General features: G+C 69.6%; 11 protein-coding genes. 5 read left to right on the top strand and 6 right to left on the bottom strand.

Annotated elements, in window-relative coordinates:
- Positions 1-4 precede the first annotated feature (4 nt).
- The 3 genes from CG723_RS01010 to CG723_RS01020 form a co-directional block, all read right to left on the bottom strand.
- The gene (locus CG723_RS01010) at positions 5-1045 is read right to left on the bottom strand and encodes an NAD(P)-dependent alcohol dehydrogenase (RefSeq protein WP_100591762.1); all 1041 of its coding nucleotides are present in this window, start codon (positions 1043-1045) and stop codon (positions 5-7) included.
- Positions 1046-1156: 111 nt separating this feature from the next.
- Positions 1157-1918: an IclR family transcriptional regulator gene (locus CG723_RS01015; RefSeq protein ID WP_234374077.1), complete on the bottom strand. Its 762-nt coding sequence runs from the start codon at positions 1916-1918 to the stop codon at positions 1157-1159.
- Positions 1919-1972: 54 nt separating this feature from the next.
- Entirely contained in the window at positions 1973-3301 is a 1329-nt protein-coding gene (locus tag CG723_RS01020) for an MFS transporter (RefSeq protein WP_100591230.1), read from the bottom strand.
- Positions 3302-3430: 129 nt separating this feature from the next.
- Here CG723_RS01020 and CG723_RS01025 point away from each other — a divergent pair, with 129 nt between their 5' ends.
- A complete protein-coding gene (locus CG723_RS01025; RefSeq protein WP_100591231.1) occupies positions 3431-4363 on the top strand; it encodes a 2-hydroxyacid dehydrogenase in 933 nt (310 codons plus the stop codon).
- A gap of 15 nt (positions 4364-4378) precedes the next feature.
- On the opposite strand, the gene CG723_RS01030 is transcribed toward CG723_RS01025, so the two are convergent.
- Positions 4379-5908: a helix-turn-helix domain-containing protein gene (locus CG723_RS01030; RefSeq protein ID WP_100591232.1), complete on the bottom strand. Its 1530-nt coding sequence runs from the start codon at positions 5906-5908 to the stop codon at positions 4379-4381.
- Between the two features lie 333 nt (positions 5909-6241).
- Between CG723_RS01030 and acnA the strand changes: the two genes are divergently transcribed.
- Together acnA and CG723_RS01045 are read left to right on the top strand one after the other, a co-directional pair.
- Entirely contained in the window at positions 6242-8968 is a 2727-nt protein-coding gene (gene acnA / locus CG723_RS01035; RefSeq protein ID WP_100591764.1) for an aconitate hydratase AcnA, read from the top strand.
- A 284-nt stretch (positions 8969-9252) separates the two neighbouring features.
- On the top strand, positions 9253-9576 hold the full coding sequence (locus tag CG723_RS01045; RefSeq protein ID WP_199841619.1) for a hypothetical protein: 324 nt from the start codon (positions 9253-9255) through the stop codon (positions 9574-9576).
- A gap of 198 nt (positions 9577-9774) precedes the next feature.
- Here CG723_RS01045 and CG723_RS01050 read toward each other — a convergent pair whose 3' ends face one another.
- Positions 9775-10716, bottom strand: a complete 942-nt coding sequence (locus CG723_RS01050) for an alpha/beta hydrolase family protein (RefSeq protein WP_100591233.1) — start codon at positions 10714-10716, stop codon at positions 9775-9777.
- Between the two features lie 153 nt (positions 10717-10869).
- On the opposite strand from CG723_RS01050, the gene CG723_RS01055 reads away from it, so the two are divergent.
- Complete coding sequence (locus CG723_RS01055; protein ID WP_100591234.1) at positions 10870-11460, top strand: TetR/AcrR family transcriptional regulator; 591 nt, start codon at positions 10870-10872, stop codon at positions 11458-11460.
- Positions 11461-11534: 74 nt separating this feature from the next.
- Here CG723_RS01055 and CG723_RS01060 read toward each other — a convergent pair whose 3' ends face one another.
- Positions 11535-15344 carry a GH92 family glycosyl hydrolase gene (locus CG723_RS01060; protein ID WP_100591235.1) on the bottom strand — a complete coding sequence of 1270 codons (3810 nt, stop codon included), beginning with the start codon at positions 15342-15344 and terminating at the stop codon, positions 11535-11537.
- A 490-nt stretch (positions 15345-15834) separates the two neighbouring features.
- Here CG723_RS01060 and ngcE point away from each other — a divergent pair, with 490 nt between their 5' ends.
- Positions 15835-17283, top strand: coding sequence for an N-acetylglucosamine/diacetylchitobiose ABC transporter substrate-binding protein (gene ngcE / locus CG723_RS01065; protein ID WP_100591236.1), 1449 nt, complete (start codon positions 15835-15837; stop codon positions 17281-17283).
- Positions 17284-17307: the final 24 nt, after the last annotated feature.

Below are 17307 nucleotides of genomic sequence, written 5' to 3' on the forward strand. Positions count from 1 at the left end.
CCGACTACTCCTGCGGCAGGATCACCGCGCGTCCGCGCACCGTCCCGTCGTGCAGCCGCTGGTAGGCGGTGGGCGCGTCGTCGATGCCGTACGTCTCCACGTGTACGGAGATGACGTCGGCCCGCGCCAGGCCGAGCACCTCCATCAGCTCGCTGCGGCTGCCCCAGTAAGGGGCGGTCACCGACACCTCGTACGGTGTCGTGCCGAAGCCGACCGCGAGGCTGCCGCCGCCGAGGCCCACGATGGTGACATCGCCCTCGACCGCCACGCAGCTGCCCGCCATGGCCACCGTGGGCGCGGCCCCGACGAAGTCGAAGACCGCCTCGGCGCCCCTGCCGCCGGTCAACTCCCTTACCATTCCCACGGATTCGGCGTCCGACAGGATCGCCTCGTGGGCGCCCACCTCACGGGCGAGCGCCAGTTTCTCCTCGTTCACATCGAGCGCGATCACCCAGGCCGGGGACAGCTCGCGCAGGAGCTGGATCGCGACGTGCCCGAGCCCGCCCGTGCCGATCACGACGGCCGTCGACCCCGGCACCAGCTTCGGCAGCGACCGCTTGATCGCGTGGTACGGGGTCAGGCCGGCGTCGGTCAGCGGCACCGCCCGCACCGGGTCGAGGCCGCCGAGCGGCACGATGTGGCGGGGACTGTCCACGACCATGTACTCGGCCATGGCGCCGGGCGCTCCGAGGCCGGGCGGGAAGATGCCGAGTTCCCTGGCGCGCGGACAGTAATTCTCCTTGCCCTCCGCGCACTTGGCGCAGGTGCCGCAGCCCCACGGCCCGTATACGGCGACCTCGTCGCCGACCTCGACGGCCGCCACCCCGTCACCCACCTCCGCGACCGTGCCGACGCCCTCGTGGCCGAGCGTGAGCGGCAGCGGGAAGCCCAGCTGCTCGGCGGGCAGGCTCATCACGGCGATGTCGGAGTGGCAGACACCGGCCGCCGTCACGCGCAGGAGCACCTGGCCGGGACCGGGGGCGGGCACGGGGATCTGCACGACTTCGGGGGCGGCACCCACCGCGCGGTACTGGACGGCCTTCATCAGCTCGGTCATCGTGCGTTCCTCCCGGCAGTGGTGCGGGGGGCCCGGTGGCCGTCCGCCCTCCCCGGGATGAATGTCACCGGGCGGTGGCCGCCACACCCGAAGATCTGCTCAGTGGTCCATGTGCGCCGCGATGTCCTCCGCGCACGCGCGCAGGGCCGGGACGTGCGCGCGCAGTTCGTCGGCGCCGGTCAGGGCGACGGCCGCGCCGAGCGAGACGGCGAGGCGCGGCGCCTCCCCGTGCGGGGAGGGCACGGCGACGGCGATGGACCGGACGCCGACCTCGTTCTCCTCGTCGACCTCGGCCCAGCCGCGTTCGCGCACGGCGTCGAGCTCCCTGCGGACCGCCGCCGGGTCGGTCACCGTGCGGTCGGTCACCGCGGCCAGCTCGGCCGCGAGCAGTTCGTCGCGCTCACGCTCGGGCAGGCCCGCGACGAGGACCTTGCCGAGCGAGGTCGCGTGCCAGGCGTTACGGGTGCCCTCCGCGCTGCGCAGCTGGAGGTGCTGGGTGCCCTGCGCGGTGAGGACGAGCAGCACGTCCGTGTCGTAGAGGATGCCCGCGATGGCGGGCAGGCCCGTGCGGTCGGCGAGCCTGCGCATCGGCGCCGCCGCCGCGGAGTAGCCGGCCGGTGAGCGCTGGAAACCCCGCGACAGTTCGAGCACCCGGGCCCCCAGGGCGTAGCGCCGGGTGTCCTCGTCGTACGCCACGAACCGTTCGGCGGCGAGCCGGCCGAGGAGCCGGTGGGCGCTGCTGACCGGGAGCGCCGCGGCGCGGGCCGCGGCGCTCACCCCCAGGCCCGCGGGATGGTCGGCGAGGACGGTGAGGAGTCGCAGGCCCCGGCCGAGCATGTCGTCGCCGGACGTCGTGGTCACGCTGCTCGTCTCCCGTGTGCTGCGCCCGTACGCGGGGACCGGTCCCCGGCGCACTCAGGTGGTGGTGGCAGCGGTGGGCTGCCGGTTCACCGTACCCGGGCGGGGCCCGGACGGTCGGGGCTCGCGCACCGCCAGCATCAGCGCGGCCGAGACCAGCGCGCCCGCCGACATGAACGCGAAGGCCCCCGCGTCGCCGAGCGACGTGCCGCGTACCCAGCCCACGAGATACGTCCCGGCGAACGAGCCGAGCGCGCCGAACGAGTTGACCAGCGCCACCGCCGCGCCCGAGACGCCCGCCGGGGCGAGCGTGGAGACGAGCGCGAAGTACGGGCCGTAGGGCGCGTAGAGGCACAGGCCCGCCACCACGAGCAGCGCGAGCGCCACGGGGAAGTGGGACCCGACCGCGTACGAGCCGAAGAGGGCGAGGCCGCCGGCGGCGAGCCAGGGCCACACGGCCGCCTTGCGCCGCCCGCTGCGGTCGGACAGGCGCGAGTTGAGCAGCATGGCGACGACCGCGAACGCGTACGGCACGGCGGTCAGCAGACCGGTGGCGCCGATGCCCTCGCCGGAGCCCTTCTTCACGATCGACGGCAGCCAGAAGATGAAGCCGTACATGCCGAACGACCAGAAGAAGTACTGCACCGACATCAGCAGCACGGGGCGCGAGCGCAGGACCTTGCCGTACTCCTCGCGCAGGTTCCCGGAGGCGGCCGGAGCGGTGGCGCGGTCCTCGCGCAGAGCCTGAAGTTCGCTGGGCGCGACCCACTTGGCGTCCTCGGGGCGGTCCTTGATGAGCCGCAGGCAGAACAGGCCCCAGATGACCGAGGGCACGCCCTCGACGATGAACATCACGCGCCAGTCCGTCACCGACACCAGCCAGCCCGACAGGGCGGAGAGCCACATCACGGTGACCGGGTTGCCCAGGATGAGCAGGGTGTTGGCGCGGCCGCGCTCGCCGTGTGTGAACCAGCGGCTGAGCAGCATCACCATCGACGGCAGCACCGCGCCCTCGACCACACCGAGCGCGAACCGCACGGCGATCAGCTGCCCCGGGCTGCTCAGCAGGCCCTGCACCACGGCGAGCAGCCCCCACAGCACCGTCGACCAGGCGACGAGCCGGCGCGCACTGCGCTGCTCGGCGTAGATCGTGCCGGGGATCTGGAAGAAGAAGTAGCCGAGGAAGAACGACGCGGCGATGAGCGAGTCGAGGCCCGCGGACAGATGCAGCTCGTCGGCCATGCCGCCGGCGGACGCGATCGCGTAGTTGGATTTGTCGAGATAGGCGAGCGAGTACGTGATGAACGCGACCGGTATCAGGTGCCGGGCGCGGGTCGAGCTCCAGAAGCCGCCGGTGGACGGCCGGGAGGGCGACGGCGCTGTCATCCCTTGACCCCCTGTTTTCCGTGAGGTGGAAAGTGTTTCACTGGGCGGGAAGACGTTACGAGGGAGTGGCGGCCGGGTCAATGGTTCGCCCGCATGCCGCGACGGAAGCAGCCGAAGGAGAAACCCGCGATGACCGAAACCGACGTGCTCGTCCCCTGGCCGCAGCTCGACCAGCGCCACGGCCCCTGGCCCGACGGCGTCCGCGTCCACGTGTGGGACGGAGTGACGCCCGCGTCCGAACTCCCGCAAGACGCCCTGGACGCCGTGGAGTTCTGGGTCATGCCCTACGCGGTCCCCGACGCGGACCGCCTGCTGCCCCGGCTCCCGCGCCTGCGCGCCGTCCAGTCGCTCAGCGCCGGAGTCGAGAAGCTCCAGCCGCTGCTGCCCGAGGGCGTCACCCTGCACAACGGCCGCGGCCTGCACGACGCCTCCACCGCGGAGCACGCGCTGGGCCTCATCCTCGCGGCCCAGCGCGAACTGCCCCGCTGGGCGGCCGACCAGGTGGCGGGCCGCTGGGACCCGCACTTCACGCGCTCACTCGCGGACAGCCGCGTCGCGATCGTCGGCTACGGGTCGATCGGCTCGGCCCTGGAGGCGCGGCTCCTCGCCTGCGAGGCGGACGTCGTCCGCGTCGCCCGGCGCGCCCGCCCCGACGAGCGGGTCCACGCGATCGCCGACCTGCCCGAACTGCTCCCCGGCCTCGACATCGTGGTCCTCGTCCTGCCCGAGAACCCGGCCACGGTCGGTCTGTTCGGCCCGAAGGAGATGGCCGCGCTGCCGGACGGCGCCCTCGTCGTCAACGTCGGCCGCGGCCGCACCCTCGACACCGAGGCCCTGCTCGCCGAGACCGCCACGGGCCGGCTGCGCGCCGCGCTCGATGTCACCGACCCGGAACCCCTCCCCGCGGACCACGCCCTGCGCCACGCCCCCGGAGTCCTCATCACCCCGCACGTGGCCGGCGGTTCGGCAGCCTTCCGCCCGCGCGCCGAGCGCCTGATCGCGGAGCAGATACGCCGATGGGCCGCGGAAGAGGAACTGCTCAACCTCTTCCCGCGGCCCTGAACGGCGTCGCTCGAGTCAGATGTCCCGGAACGTCTCGATCTGCGCGCCGACGGAGTTGAGCCGCTCGGCCAGGTCCTCGTAGCCGCGGTTGATCACGTAGACGTTGCGCAGCACGGACGTGCCCTCGGCGGCCATCATCGCGAGGAGCACGACGACGGCGGGGCGCAGCGCGGGCGGGCACATCATCTCGGCGGCGCGCCAGCGCGTCGGGCCCTCGACGAGGACGCGGTGCGGGTCGAGCAGCTGGAGGCGCCCGCCGAGCCGGTTCAGGTCGGTGAGATAGATCGCGCGGTTGTCGTAGACCCAGTCGTGGATGAGGGTCTGGCCCTGCGCCGCGGCGGCGATGGCCGCGAAGAAGGGCACGTTGTCGATGTTGAGGCCCGGGAACGGCATCGGGTGGATCTTGTCGATCGGCGCCTCCAGTTTGGAGGGCCGGACGGTGAGGTCCACCAGGCGCGTGCGGCCGTTGTCCGCGAAGTACTCGGCCGTGCGGTCGTGGTCGAGGCCCATCTCCTCCAGGACCGCGAGCTCGATCTCCAGGAACTCGATCGGCACCCGCTTCACCGTCAGTTCGGACTCGGTGACCACCGCGGCGGCGAGCAGGCTCATCGCCTCGACCGGGTCCTCGGACGGCGAGTAGTCCACGTCGACGTCGATCTGCGGCACGCCGTGCACGGTGAGGGTGGTCGTGCCGATGCCCTCGACACGTACGCCCAGGGCCTCCAGGAAGAAGCAGAGGTCCTGGACCATGTAGTTCGAGGACGCGTTGCGGATGACGGTGGTGCCATCGTGGCGTGCGGCCGCGAGCAGCGCGTTCTCGGTCACGGTGTCGCCGCGCTCGGTCAGCACGATCGGCCGCCCGGGGGAGACCCCCGCCTCGACCTGCGCGTGGTAGAGCCCCTCGGTCGCCGTGATGTCCAGACCGAACCGGCGCAGCGCGATCATGTGCGGCTCGATGGTGCGGGTGCCGAGGTCGCAGCCGCCCGCGTACGGCAGCTTGAAGTGGTTGAGGCGGTGCAGGAGCGGGCCGAAGAACATGATGATCGAGCGGGTACGGCGGGCGGCGGCCGCGTCGATGGCGTCCATGTCGAGGGCGGCGGGCGGCACGATCTCCAGGTCCACGCCGCCGTTGATCCACCGGGTGCGGACGCCGATGGAGTTCAGGACCTCGAGGAGGCGGTAGACCTCCTCGATGCGGGCGACGCGGCGCAGGACGGTGCGGCCCCGGTTGAGGAGCGAGGCGCACAGCAGCGCCACGCAGGCGTTCTTGCTCGTCTTCACGTCGATCGACCCGGACAGGCGGCGGCCGCCGACCACGCGCAGGTGCATCGGACCCGAGTAACCCAGAGAGACGATTTCACTGTCGAGCGCTTCGCCTATGCGGGCGATCATCTCAAGGCTGATGTTCTGGTTGCCGCGCTCGATGCGGTTGACGGCGCTCTGGCTGGTACCGAGCGCCTCGGCAAGCTGCGACTGTGTCCAGCCCCGGTGCTGACGGGCGTCACGGATGAGCTTGCCGATGCGTACGAGGTAGTCGTCTGCCATGTCGGCAGGCTATCTCAGATATGAGATGCCGCATTCCGGGGGGTCCATTGGAGTGACGGGCCGTCAATCGGCCCTGGTGGCGCGCGGGCGCGTGTGCGGGACGATGAGGGGGACGGTCCGCCGGTGGCGCGGCGGGACGGCTCGGCCTGGGCCGGGCATGACCAGTCCGGCCTCATGTATTAGAGTTATCTCGACATCGAGATATCTACAGAGGCACACCGCAGCCGCCATGCTCAGTAAGGCTTACCTAACTTAGCCTTACCTTAGCGGATCGGCGAAATCGTCGTGGCGGCAGGATGCGGTGGAACGCGCACATATATGAAGGAGACTGTCGTGTCGGCGAACAGCTTCGACGCCCGCAGCACGCTGCGCGTGGGCGACGAGTCGTACGAGATCTTCAAGCTGGACAAGGTCGAGGGCTCCGCGCGCCTCCCTTACAGCCTGAAGGTTCTCCTTGAGAACCTGCTCCGCACCGAGGACGGCGCGAACATCACCGCCGACCACATCCGTGCGCTCGGCGGCTGGGACTCCCAGGCCCAGCCGTCCCAGGAGATCCAGTTCACGCCCGCCCGCGTGATCATGCAGGACTTCACCGGTGTGCCCTGTGTCGTGGACCTCGCCACCATGCGTGAGGCCGTGAAGGAGCTCGGCGGCGACCCGGCCAAGATCAACCCGCTGGCCCCGGCCGAGCTGGTCATCGACCACTCCGTCATCGCCGACAAGTTCGGCACCGCCGACGCCTTCGGCCAGAACGTCGAGCTGGAGTACGGCCGCAACAAGGAGCGCTACCAGTTCCTGCGCTGGGGCCAGACCGCCTTCGACGAGTTCAAGGTCGTCCCCCCGGGCACCGGCATCGTCCACCAGGTGAACATCGAGCACCTCGCTCGCACGGTCATGGTCCGGGGCGGCCAGGCCTACCCCGACACCCTCGTCGGCACCGACTCGCACACCACGATGGTCAACGGCCTGGGCGTCCTCGGCTGGGGCGTCGGCGGCATCGAGGCCGAGGCCGCGATGCTCGGCCAGCCGGTCTCCATGCTCATCCCGCGCGTCGTCGGCTTCAAGCTCACCGGTGAGCTCAAGCCCGGCACCACCGCCACGGACCTCGTGCTGACGATCACCGAGATGCTGCGCAAGCACGGCGTCGTCGGCAAGTTCGTCGAGTTCTACGGTGAGGGCGTCGCCGCCACCTCCCTGGCGAACCGCGCCACCATCGGCAACATGTCGCCGGAGTTCGGCTCCACCGCCGCGATCTTCCCGATCGACGACGAGACGCTGAAGTACCTGAAGCTGACGGGCCGCGACGAGCAGCAGGTCGCGCTCGTCGAGGCGTACGCCAAGGAGCAGGGCCTCTGGCTCGACCCGGCCGCCGAGCCCGACTTCTCCGAGAAGCTCGAGCTCGACCTCTCCACGGTCGTCCCCTCCATCGCCGGCCCGAAGCGCCCGCAGGACCGCATCGTCCTCGCGAACGCCGCGCAGCAGTTCGCGCTCGACGTGCGCAACTACGTCGAGGACGACGACGAGGCGGGCAAGGAGTCCTTCCCGGCCTCCGACTCCCCGGCCGCCACCAACGGCGTCCCGTCGCGCCCGACCCTGGTCACGGCCCCCGACGGCTCGACCTACGAGATCGACCACGGCGCCGTCACCGTCGCCGCGATCACCTCCTGCACCAACACGTCGAACCCGTACGTGATGGTCGCCGCCGCGCTCGTCGCGAAGAAGGCCGTGGAGAAGGGCCTGACCCGCAAGCCGTGGGTCAAGACCACCCTCGCCCCGGGCTCGAAGGTCGTCACCGACTACTTCGACAAGGCCGGTCTGACGCCGTACCTCGACAAGGTCGGCTTCAACCTCGTCGGCTACGGCTGCACCACCTGCATCGGCAACTCGGGCCCGCTGCCCGAGGAGGTCTCGAAGGCGGTCAACGAGCACGACCTGGCGGTCACGTCGGTTCTGTCCGGCAACCGCAACTTCGAGGGCCGCATCAACCCCGACGTCAAGATGAACTACCTGGCGTCCCCGCCGCTGGTCGTCGCGTACGCCCTCGCCGGTTCGATGAAGGTCGACATCACCAAGGACGCCCTGGGCATCGACCAGGACGGCAAGCCGGTCTACCTCGCGGACATCTGGCCGACGGAGGCCGAGGTCAACGACGTCGTCGCCAACTCCATCGGCGAGGACATGTTCAACAAGTCCTACCAGGACGTCTTCGCGGGCGACGCCCAGTGGCAGGCTCTGTCGATCCCGACCGGCAACACCTTCGAGTGGGACTCCGAGTCCACCTACGTCCGTAAGCCCCCGTACTTCGAGGGCATGACGATGGAGACCACCCCGGTCTCCGACATCACGGGCGCGCGCGTCCTTGCCAAGCTGGGCGACTCGGTCACCACCGACCACATCTCCCCGGCCGGTGCGATCAAGGCCGACACCCCGGCCGGCCAGTACCTCACGGAGCACGGCGTCCAGCGCCGTGACTTCAACTCCTACGGCTCGCGCCGTGGCAACCACGAGGTCATGATCCGCGGCACGTTCGCCAACATCCGCCTGCGCAACCAGATCGCGCCGGGCACCGAGGGCGGCTACACCCGCGACTTCACCCAGGCTGCGACTGCTGACGCGGCTCCGGTGTCGTTCATCTACGACGCCTCGCGCAACTACATCGAGCAGGGCACCCCGCTGGCCATCCTGGCCGGCAAGGAGTACGGCTCGGGCTCGTCCCGTGACTGGGCCGCCAAGGGCACCGCGCTTCTCGGCGTCAAGGCCGTCATCGCCGAGTCGTACGAGCGCATCCACCGCTCGAACCTCATCGGCATGGGCGTCCTGCCGCTCCAGTTCCCGGAGGGCGCCTCGGCCGAGTCCCTCGGCCTGACCGGCGAGGAGACCTTCTCCTTCACCGGCGTCGAGGAGCTCAACAACGGCACCACGCCGCGCACGGTCAAGGTCACCACCGACACCGGTGTGGAGTTCGACGCGGTCGTCCGCATCGACACCCCCGGTGAGGCGGACTACTACCGCAACGGCGGCATCATGCAGTACGTGCTCCGCAGCCTGATCCGCAAGTAAGCGGTCCGGCAAGGCGGTTGGGCCGCATCCCCGAGCTTTCGGGGGTGCGGCCCTTCGCGTGTGTTCAGGCGTCGGCGCGCACCAGGCCCAGCAGGCCGGGGAAGCGCTTGTCCAGCTCGGCCCGGCGCAGGACGGCCGTGCGGCTGTTGCCGCAGCGACCAGCTCGTCGAACGGGGCGTGTCCGCCATGGTGTTGATCCTCGTCAGCCTCGGCTGCCTGGTCGTCGGCGACCTCGGGCTGCTGCCTTTCTCGGCGCACGCGGCGGTCGCCGTCGTCGCGCTGCGGTGATCGTCACCGGGGCCGGGATGGGCCTGTCGGCCGGTCTCGTCGACGGACAGGCCCTCGCCCTCGCACCCCCGGAGAAGGCCGGCATGGCCGCCGGGTTCGTCAATACGCCCCGCCTCGGTAGCGAGGCCGTCGCGGTGGCGGTGTACGGGTCGTTGCTCACGACGCTGCTGGGCGGCGGACACGCGTACAACTCCGCGTTCCACGGCCTCCTTTGGGGTCTTGCGGGGGTGAGTCTGGGGCTCGGTACGGTGATCGCGTGGCTGCTGCGCGGGCCTGTGGGGACGCCCTGGGCGGACCTGGCGCGGCGCGCGCGGCGATGAGTTCCCGGGCCCGACCGTTCGGGCGGAAGCGGGACGAGGTCCGGCGTCGCCGGCGGGCCTGAACTCCCCGCGGCTGTACGCCACTTGCTTCGAGCCCTGATGCCCTCCCTTCCTGAGCGGCGTCGGTGGCACCACCCGCCATGCTCGACCTGGGCGAGGGCTGTGTCGTCGTCCGGCGCCGCGACGAGTCGTCCTTCTCTACTTGCTCTGCAGCGTCCCCAGCGGGCTGGGGACGTCGTCCAGGGCGGCGGCCGCCGTCTTCCAGCCTGTGTCCTCGGGGGAGAGGGCGCTGTGCAGGAAGGCCGTGGTGAGCTGCTGGATCAGGGCCACGCGGGCGGGACTCTCGTCCGTCGTCTCGGCGACCTCGTAGCCGGGGATGCCGCCGAGCGAGTGCTCGGCACCGAAAAGGGTGAGCAGGCTCTTGCTGCCCGGACTGTACGTGTAGGGGTCGGTGAACCAGTCCGGTCCGCGGGTGGACAGGTGGGACCGGTCGCTGTCCCCGGCGACGATCAGCGATGGCGGGGTCATGGTGTCGAACGACGGCCTCATGAAAGGGAGATGCTCCCGTGCGAAGGGTGTCAGGTCGTCGCCCAGGCCGGTCAGGGCGAACAGCACACCCGCCTTCACGCGCGGGTCGGACATGTCCTCGCCGGGAACGCCGTCGGCACCGAGGACGCGCGCGCCGAGCAATGTGCTTGCCGTCTGTGCTCCCCAGGAGTGGCCGGCCACAGCGATGCGGTCGTGGTCCACGCGCCCGGCGAGGCCCGGAACGGCGGCCTCCAGGGAGTCGAGCCCGTCCAGCACACGCGTGAGGTCCTCGATACGGATACGCCAGATCCGCGGCGTACGGGGATCGTCGGCGGGGATGCCGAGCGTCCGCGAGTCGAGGTGGGTGGGCTGGACGACCACGAAGCCGTGCGCGGCCCAGTGATCCGCCAGCGGGGCGTAGCCGTCCATCGACCAGCCGAAGCCGTGCGAGAAGACGACGACGGGCAGGTCCGTGCCGGTCGCGGGCGCGGACACGCGGACCTGGAGGTCCTCACCGCGGCCCGGGGCGGGCAGGACGACCGGCTTCGCGGAGATCACGGGGGTGGGTGCGACCGCGGGCTTCGGCGCGTTCACGGTGGGGGAGTCGGGCATGGGAGTGCCATCCGTTCGGTTGCTTGTTCGCCGGTCGCCCGGTCTGACATCATGAGCGAAACGGAACCTCGCTCCGCTAACGATACGGAGCGTCGTTCCGCTTTGCGAGCCTCAAGGTCTCCGGGCCTCGTAGAACAGGGAAGGAGTGCTGCGGTGAACGACAGCGGTCAGGGCACGGGAGGCGCGGCCGGATCGAAGCGCAAGGACGCCCGGCGCAATCAGCAGACCCTCCTTGACGCGGCCGCCGCGGTCTTCGTGGCCTCGGGCGTGGAAGCGCCGGTACGCGACATCGCCGCGAAGGCCGGCGTCGGGATGGGCACGATCTACCGCCACTTCCCGACCCGGGCAGACCTCGTCATCGCCGTCTACCGCCACCAGGTCGAGGCCTGCGCCGAGGCCGGCCCGGCCCTTCTCGCGGCGGCCCCGACACCGCACGTCGCGCTGGGGCGGTGGGTGGACCTCTTCGTCGACTTCCTGGTCACCAAGCACGGTCTTGCGGGGGCCATGCAGGCCGACAACGCCGGCTTCGAGACGCTGCACGCGTACTTCCTCGACCGCCTCGTGCCGGTGTGCACCCAGCTCATCGACGCCGCCGTGGCCTCCGGTGAGATCCGTGCCGACCTCGACGCCTACCAGCTCATGCGTGGCATCGGAAACCTCTGCATCGGCGCCGAGAACGACCCCCGCTACGACGCGCGCCGGCTGGTCGGGCTCCTCGTCGCGGGCCTTCGCGAGCCGCGCTGACCCCACGACGGCGGGCGGGGCGGAACCGGCAACCGCCGGTCCCGCCCCGCCCGTTGAGCGAGTCACTCACTCCGTCACGACAGCAGCTCCACCTCCGCCACCGTCGCGGCCCCACCGGCGAACACCAGCCGGTAGTGCTTGTACGTGCCCGGCTTGCTCACCGAGAACGCCCGCGTCTGCTTGTCCCAGGAGAAGGACTCGCCGGACCGCTGGTCCAGCGTCTTCCACGACGAGCCGTCGGCCGAGGCCTCCAGCTTCCACCCGGCCGGGGCCTTCGCCCTGTCGTCCGACGTCAGCGTGTACTGCACGGCCTTCGCGCCGTCAGTGCCGACCGGCAGCTCCACCGACTCCGAACTCGCGCTCGTCGCCGAGGAGTTGTCGAACAGCGGACCCGAACCCGTGATGGCGTCCTTGCGCGGCGACGGCACCTTGTCGTCCTGCGTGATCGAGACCGGCGCCGCGTTCTTGCCGGTTCCCCACTTGGACGGCTTCGGGCCCATGGCGAACTCCAGGACCCCGCCCTTCGCGACGACCGAGTGCGGCAGCGACGTCGACGTCCAGTTCTTGCCGTTGACCTTCAGCCCCTGCACGTAGATGTTCTTCGCGCTGTTCCTGGGAGCCTTGACGACGAGGTCCTTGCCGTTCTCCAGGTGCAGCGTCATCTTCGTGAACTGCGGCGACCCGATGGCGTACTCGCCGCTGCCCATGACCAGCGGGTAGAAGCCGAGCGAGGAGAAGAGGTACCAGGCCGACTGCTCGCCGTTGTCCTCGTCGCCGTGGTACCCCTGGCCGATCTCGCTGCCCGTGTAGAGCCGGGAGAGGACCTCGCGGACCTTCTCCTGTGTCTTGGACGGCTGGCCCGCCGCGTCGTACATGTACGTGATGTGGTGCGCCACCTGGTTCGAGTGGCCGTACATGCCCATCCGGACGTCACGCGCCTCCGTCATCTCGTGGATGACGCCGCCGTACGAGCCCGCGACATCGTTCGACGCCGTCTCCGGGGTGGCGAAGAACGTGTCGAGCTTCTTGCCGAGGCCGTCGCGGCCGCCGTAGAGGTTGGCGAGCCCGCGCGAGTCCTGCGGGGCGGTGAAGGCGTAGCCCCAGGCGTTGGTCTCCGTGTAGTCGTAGCCCCAGATGCGCGGGTCGAACTTCGACGACTCGACGCGCCAGTCACCCTTCTCGCTCTTGCCCTGGAAGAAGCCCGCCTTCGGGTCGAACATGTTCACGTAGTCGCGGGCCCGGTTGAGGAAGTACTCCGACTCCTCCTTGTAGTGCTTCTCGCCGGTCTTCTTGTAGAGGGCCTGGCCCATCTGCGCGATGCCGTAGTCGTTGAGGTAACCCTCGAGAGCCCAGGACAGTCCCTCGTGGGTGTCCGTGCTCGTGTAGCCGAGGAACGGCGATGTCTGCATGCCCTTGCGGCCGACGCCGGCCGCGGGCGGCACGACGCTCGCGTTCTTCAGAGCCGCCTTGTACGCCGCCTCCGCGTCGAACTTGACGCCCTTGACGTACGCGTCGGCGAACGCCACGTCCGACGACGTGCCGGTCATCAGGTCCGCGTAACCCGGCGAGGACCAGCGCGAGATCCAGCCGCCGTCCTTGTACTGCTGCACGAACCCGTCGACGAGCTCACCCGCCTTCTTCGGCGTCAGGAGCGAGTACGCCGGCCAGGTCGTGCGGTACGTGTCCCAGAAGCCGTTGTTGACGTACGGCTTGCCGTCGACGATCTTCGCGCCGGTGTGGGTCGGGGTGTCCGGGCCCGGCATCGGAGAGAACGGCGAGGCGTACTGGTACTTCGAACCGACCTTCTCGAAGCCGGAGTTGGGGTACAGGTACAGCCGGTACAGGGACGAGTAGAGCGTGGTGCGCTGGTCGGCCGTGGCGCCCTCCACCTCGACCTTGCCGAGGAGCTTGTCCCACTGCGCGCGAGCGCTGTCCCGTACGGAGGAGAACGACGAGCCGGACGGCAGCTCCTGCGCGAGGTTCGCCTTGGCCTGGTCGATGCCGATCAGGGACGTCGCGAGACGCAGGGTGACCGCCTTGTCGGCGCCCGGCTTGAAGCGGAGGTAGCCCTTGGGACCGGTGGAGTCGCCGCCGGTGACCGGGGTGTCGAAGACGCCGTAGACGAAGAGCCGGGTCGCGCCCGCGGAGAGCCCGGACTTCACGTCCGAGTAGCCGGTGACGATGCCCTTGTCCTTGTCGAGCGTGAGGCCCGCCTGGTCGGAGACGTTGTCGAAGATCACGCTCGCGTCGTCACCGGGGTAGGTGAAGCGCAGCATCGCCGCGTGGTCGGTCGGCGTCATCTCGGCCTTGAGGCCGTTCTCGAAGCGCACCCCGTAGTAGTACGGGCGGGCCGTCTCGTTCTCGTGCTTGAACGGCAGCGCACGGCCGGTGCGGGAGGTGTCCGGGGTACCGGACGCCGCCGACGGCATCATCTGGAACGTCTGCCGGTCGCCCATCCAGGGGCTTGGCTCATGGCTGGCGCTGAACGCCTCCATCGTCGGCAGGTTGTCCGCGTTGTTGTCGCGGCTGTAGTCGTAGAGCCAGCTGAGCGAGCCGGCGTTGGTCACCGGCGTCCAGAAGTTGAAGCCATGGGGGACCGCGGTGGCCGGGAACGTGTTGCCGCGCGAGAAGCCGCCGCTGGAGTTCGTGCCGCGGGTCGTGACCGCGTAGTCCGCCGGATGCGCCTTCGGCGGCTCCTGCTTCGCGGCCTTCAGCGCGATGTCGTCGACCCAGCCGCGGAACTTCGCCGGGCCCTTCGGGGAGTCGTACGCCACCAGGATCCGGTCGACGGTCTTGCCGGCCGCGACGGAGCCGATGGAGGAGGCGACGGCGTTCCACTGGTTGACGTAGAGCCGCTTGGCCGCGCCCTGGCCCTGAGGCGTCAGCAGCCCGCCGTTGCTGTCGGTGGCCTTCAGGTCGCTCAGATAGGTGCCGTCGGTGAAGGCGAGGTCCACGGAGACGTTCGTGGCGTCGTAGTCGCGGTCGCCGTCCGCCATCGACGGGAAGATCTTGTACGAGAGCTCCGTGTCACGGGCGACGGCCACGTCGACGTCGAAGACCTTGTTGTACGAGTACGCGCGCGAGTCGGCCTTGTGCGTGCCCGCGTAGCGCAGGGCCTTCTTGCCGGTGAAGCCCGCGCCCGCCTTCGCGGTGGGGGAGCCGCTGGGGCCCTTGTCCACGAGGGACAGCATGTCGTCGGGCGTGGGCGAGCCGGTGTCGGCGGTGGCCAGCTGGAGGTCGGCGAGCTGCGTGGCGTCGCCCGCGCCGTTGTTCTTGGTGAACTCGATCCGGAAGTGCTGGTACTCGGCCGGGTTCTGGAGGTCGTACTTCTTGGTCTGGAAGCGGTCGGCGAAGCTCTCCCCTGTGCGGGTGTCGAGCGTCGTCCACTCCTTGCCGTCGGTGGAACCCTTGAGGGTCCAGTCCTTCGGGTCGCGTTCGGCGTGGTCGTTGGCCGACGTCAGGGCATACGTCGTGATCTTGGCCGGTGCGTCCAGGTCGTACTCGACCCAGGCCGTCGGTTCGAAGGAGAGCCATTTGGTGCTCGACTCGCCGTCGAGGAGGTTCTCCTTGGTCTCACCGCCGCCCGCGTTCTCGTCGCTGGCGCGGACCTCCGTGACATGGCTGTTGACATTGCCCGGCAATCCGCCGCTGTCGCCGCCGTCGACCCCGGACGACCGTTTTGTGCCATCCGTGGCGGTATCCACGGTGTTCAGCCAGGTGGGGGCGGGATCGCCCGTTTCGAACGAGGAGCTGAACTCGCGGTCGACGCGCGGCTGTTGGCCGGGGGACGCGGCGGACGCTCCCTGACCGGCGGCGACGAGCGCGAGTGAGGCCGCCCCCAGGGCGGCCGTGGCCTTGAGTCTGTGTCTGGATCTGCCGTCCATTCGCGAGCACCCTCCCGGCGCGAGACAACGTTGTCAATTCACAGCGCAGGGTCCAGTAGGGAGGTAAGTCGCCCGTGGTGTCAAGGGTGTTGGGATCGGCGTGTGCGACGCGTGGGGGGAGAAGGGTGGCGCGACCATCCATTAAGCGAGGTCATCGGTCGTCCGGGGCACGCATGGGCCGCTCATGGGCGCCTCATATATCCGAGAGGTCTCAACTCGGGAAAGAACGCCGTCCAAACCTGCATTCGATCTTGCCCAGTTGACGTGAAGTGGACTATACCTGTCGGCGTCTGCCCAGCCGTTTCCACCGGCCGCGGACAGCGCGGGGGGATGGGGGAAACGGTGAGGCGCGTATCCGAGCGCCGTCGGCCGTGTGTTTCCGACCGATCCCGGCGTGTAGACATCAGGCACGACCCCAGCTTCACATCACCGCGGTGCCGGGGAGGATCCGGTTCACCGCCTGAGTCCTGGAGAAGGCGAGGACTTGAGCATGGGATCCACTTCCGCCCAGAACAATGGTGAGGGCTTCGGCCGCCGCGATCTGATCAAGCGGTCCGCCGCACTTGGTCTGGTCGCCGTTCCCACGATGAGCTTCCTGTCGGCCTGCGCGAGCAGCGACAGCGGTTCGGGGGACAAGGCCGAAAAGGGCAAGACGTCCAAGAAGAACCCGCTCGGCGTAAATGAGACCGCGCCGCTCGCGGTCACCATCTTCGACGGCGGCTTCGGCACGAAGTACGCCACGGACGCCAACGCCGAGTACAAGAAGGCGTTCCCCAAGGCCAAGATCGACTTCCACAAGACGCAGAAGATCCAGTCGGAGCTGCAGCCGAAGTTCAACGGTGGCACGCCCCCCGACCTGATCGACAACTCGGGCGCCGAGCAGATGGACATGGGCGTCCTCGTCGGCAAGAAGCAGCTCACCGACCTGACCCCGCTCCTGGACGCGCCGTCGATCGACGACCCGTCGAAGAAGGTCCGCGACACCCTGCGCCCGGGCATCGTCGAGATGGGCCAGTTCGACGGCGACCCGGTCTGGATCATGTACTACGCGTACACGGTCTACGGCGTCTGGTACTCGCAGAAGGCCCTGGACGGTCTCGACGCGCAGTACCCGGAGACCTGGGACGACATGCTCGCCCTGTGTGCCAAGGCGAAGAAGAAGGGCATCGCGGGCTGGACGTACGCGGGCAAGTACCCGTACTACCTGCCGTTCTCGCTGTACCCCTTCATCGCCAAGATCGGCGGCCGCGAGGTCCTCGACAAGATCGACAACCTCGAGCCGAACGCCTGGAAGGACCCGGCCGTCAAGTCCGCCTTCGAGGCGTACTACGAGCTGTACAAGAAGGGCTACATCCTCAAGGGCACGCCCGGCATCGACCACATCCAGTCGCAGACCGCGTGGGCCAAGGGCAAGGCGCTGTTCATCCCGAACGGCTCCTGGGTCGAGAACGAGTCCGCGAAGGTCATCCCCGCCGACTTCGGCCTGTCGGTCGGCGCGCCCACCGGCCTCGACTCCAGCGACAAGATGCCCTTCGGCACCATCTGGGCGTCCGGCGGTGAGCCCTTCATCGTCCCGGCCAAGGCGAACAACGTCGAGGGCGGCATGGAGCAGCTGCGCCTCATGCTCTCCGAGGCCTCCTCGAAGAACTTCACCTCCTCGGTCAAGTCGCTCACCGCGCTCAACGGCGGCACCGACGGCATCGAGCTGACCCCGGGCCTCAAGTCCGGTGTCGCGGCGCTCGACAAGGCCGGCGAGAACGTCGTCAACCCGCGCCTCCAGGACTGGTACGTCAAGCTCCAGAAGGAGCAGATCGGCGTCTCCTGCCTGGGCGAGATGATGGCCGGACGGCTGACCCCGGCCGAGGCCATCAAGAAGATCCAGGGCTTCGCGGACGCGGCCGCCAAGGACCAGTCCATCAAGCACTACAAGCACCAGTAAGAGCTCGTGCGCACGCGTCGTCAG

Origin of the sequence: Streptomyces sp. CB01635 (assembly GCF_002803065.1) — a bacterium.
Lineage (GTDB): Bacteria > Actinomycetota > Actinomycetes > Streptomycetales > Streptomycetaceae > Streptomyces.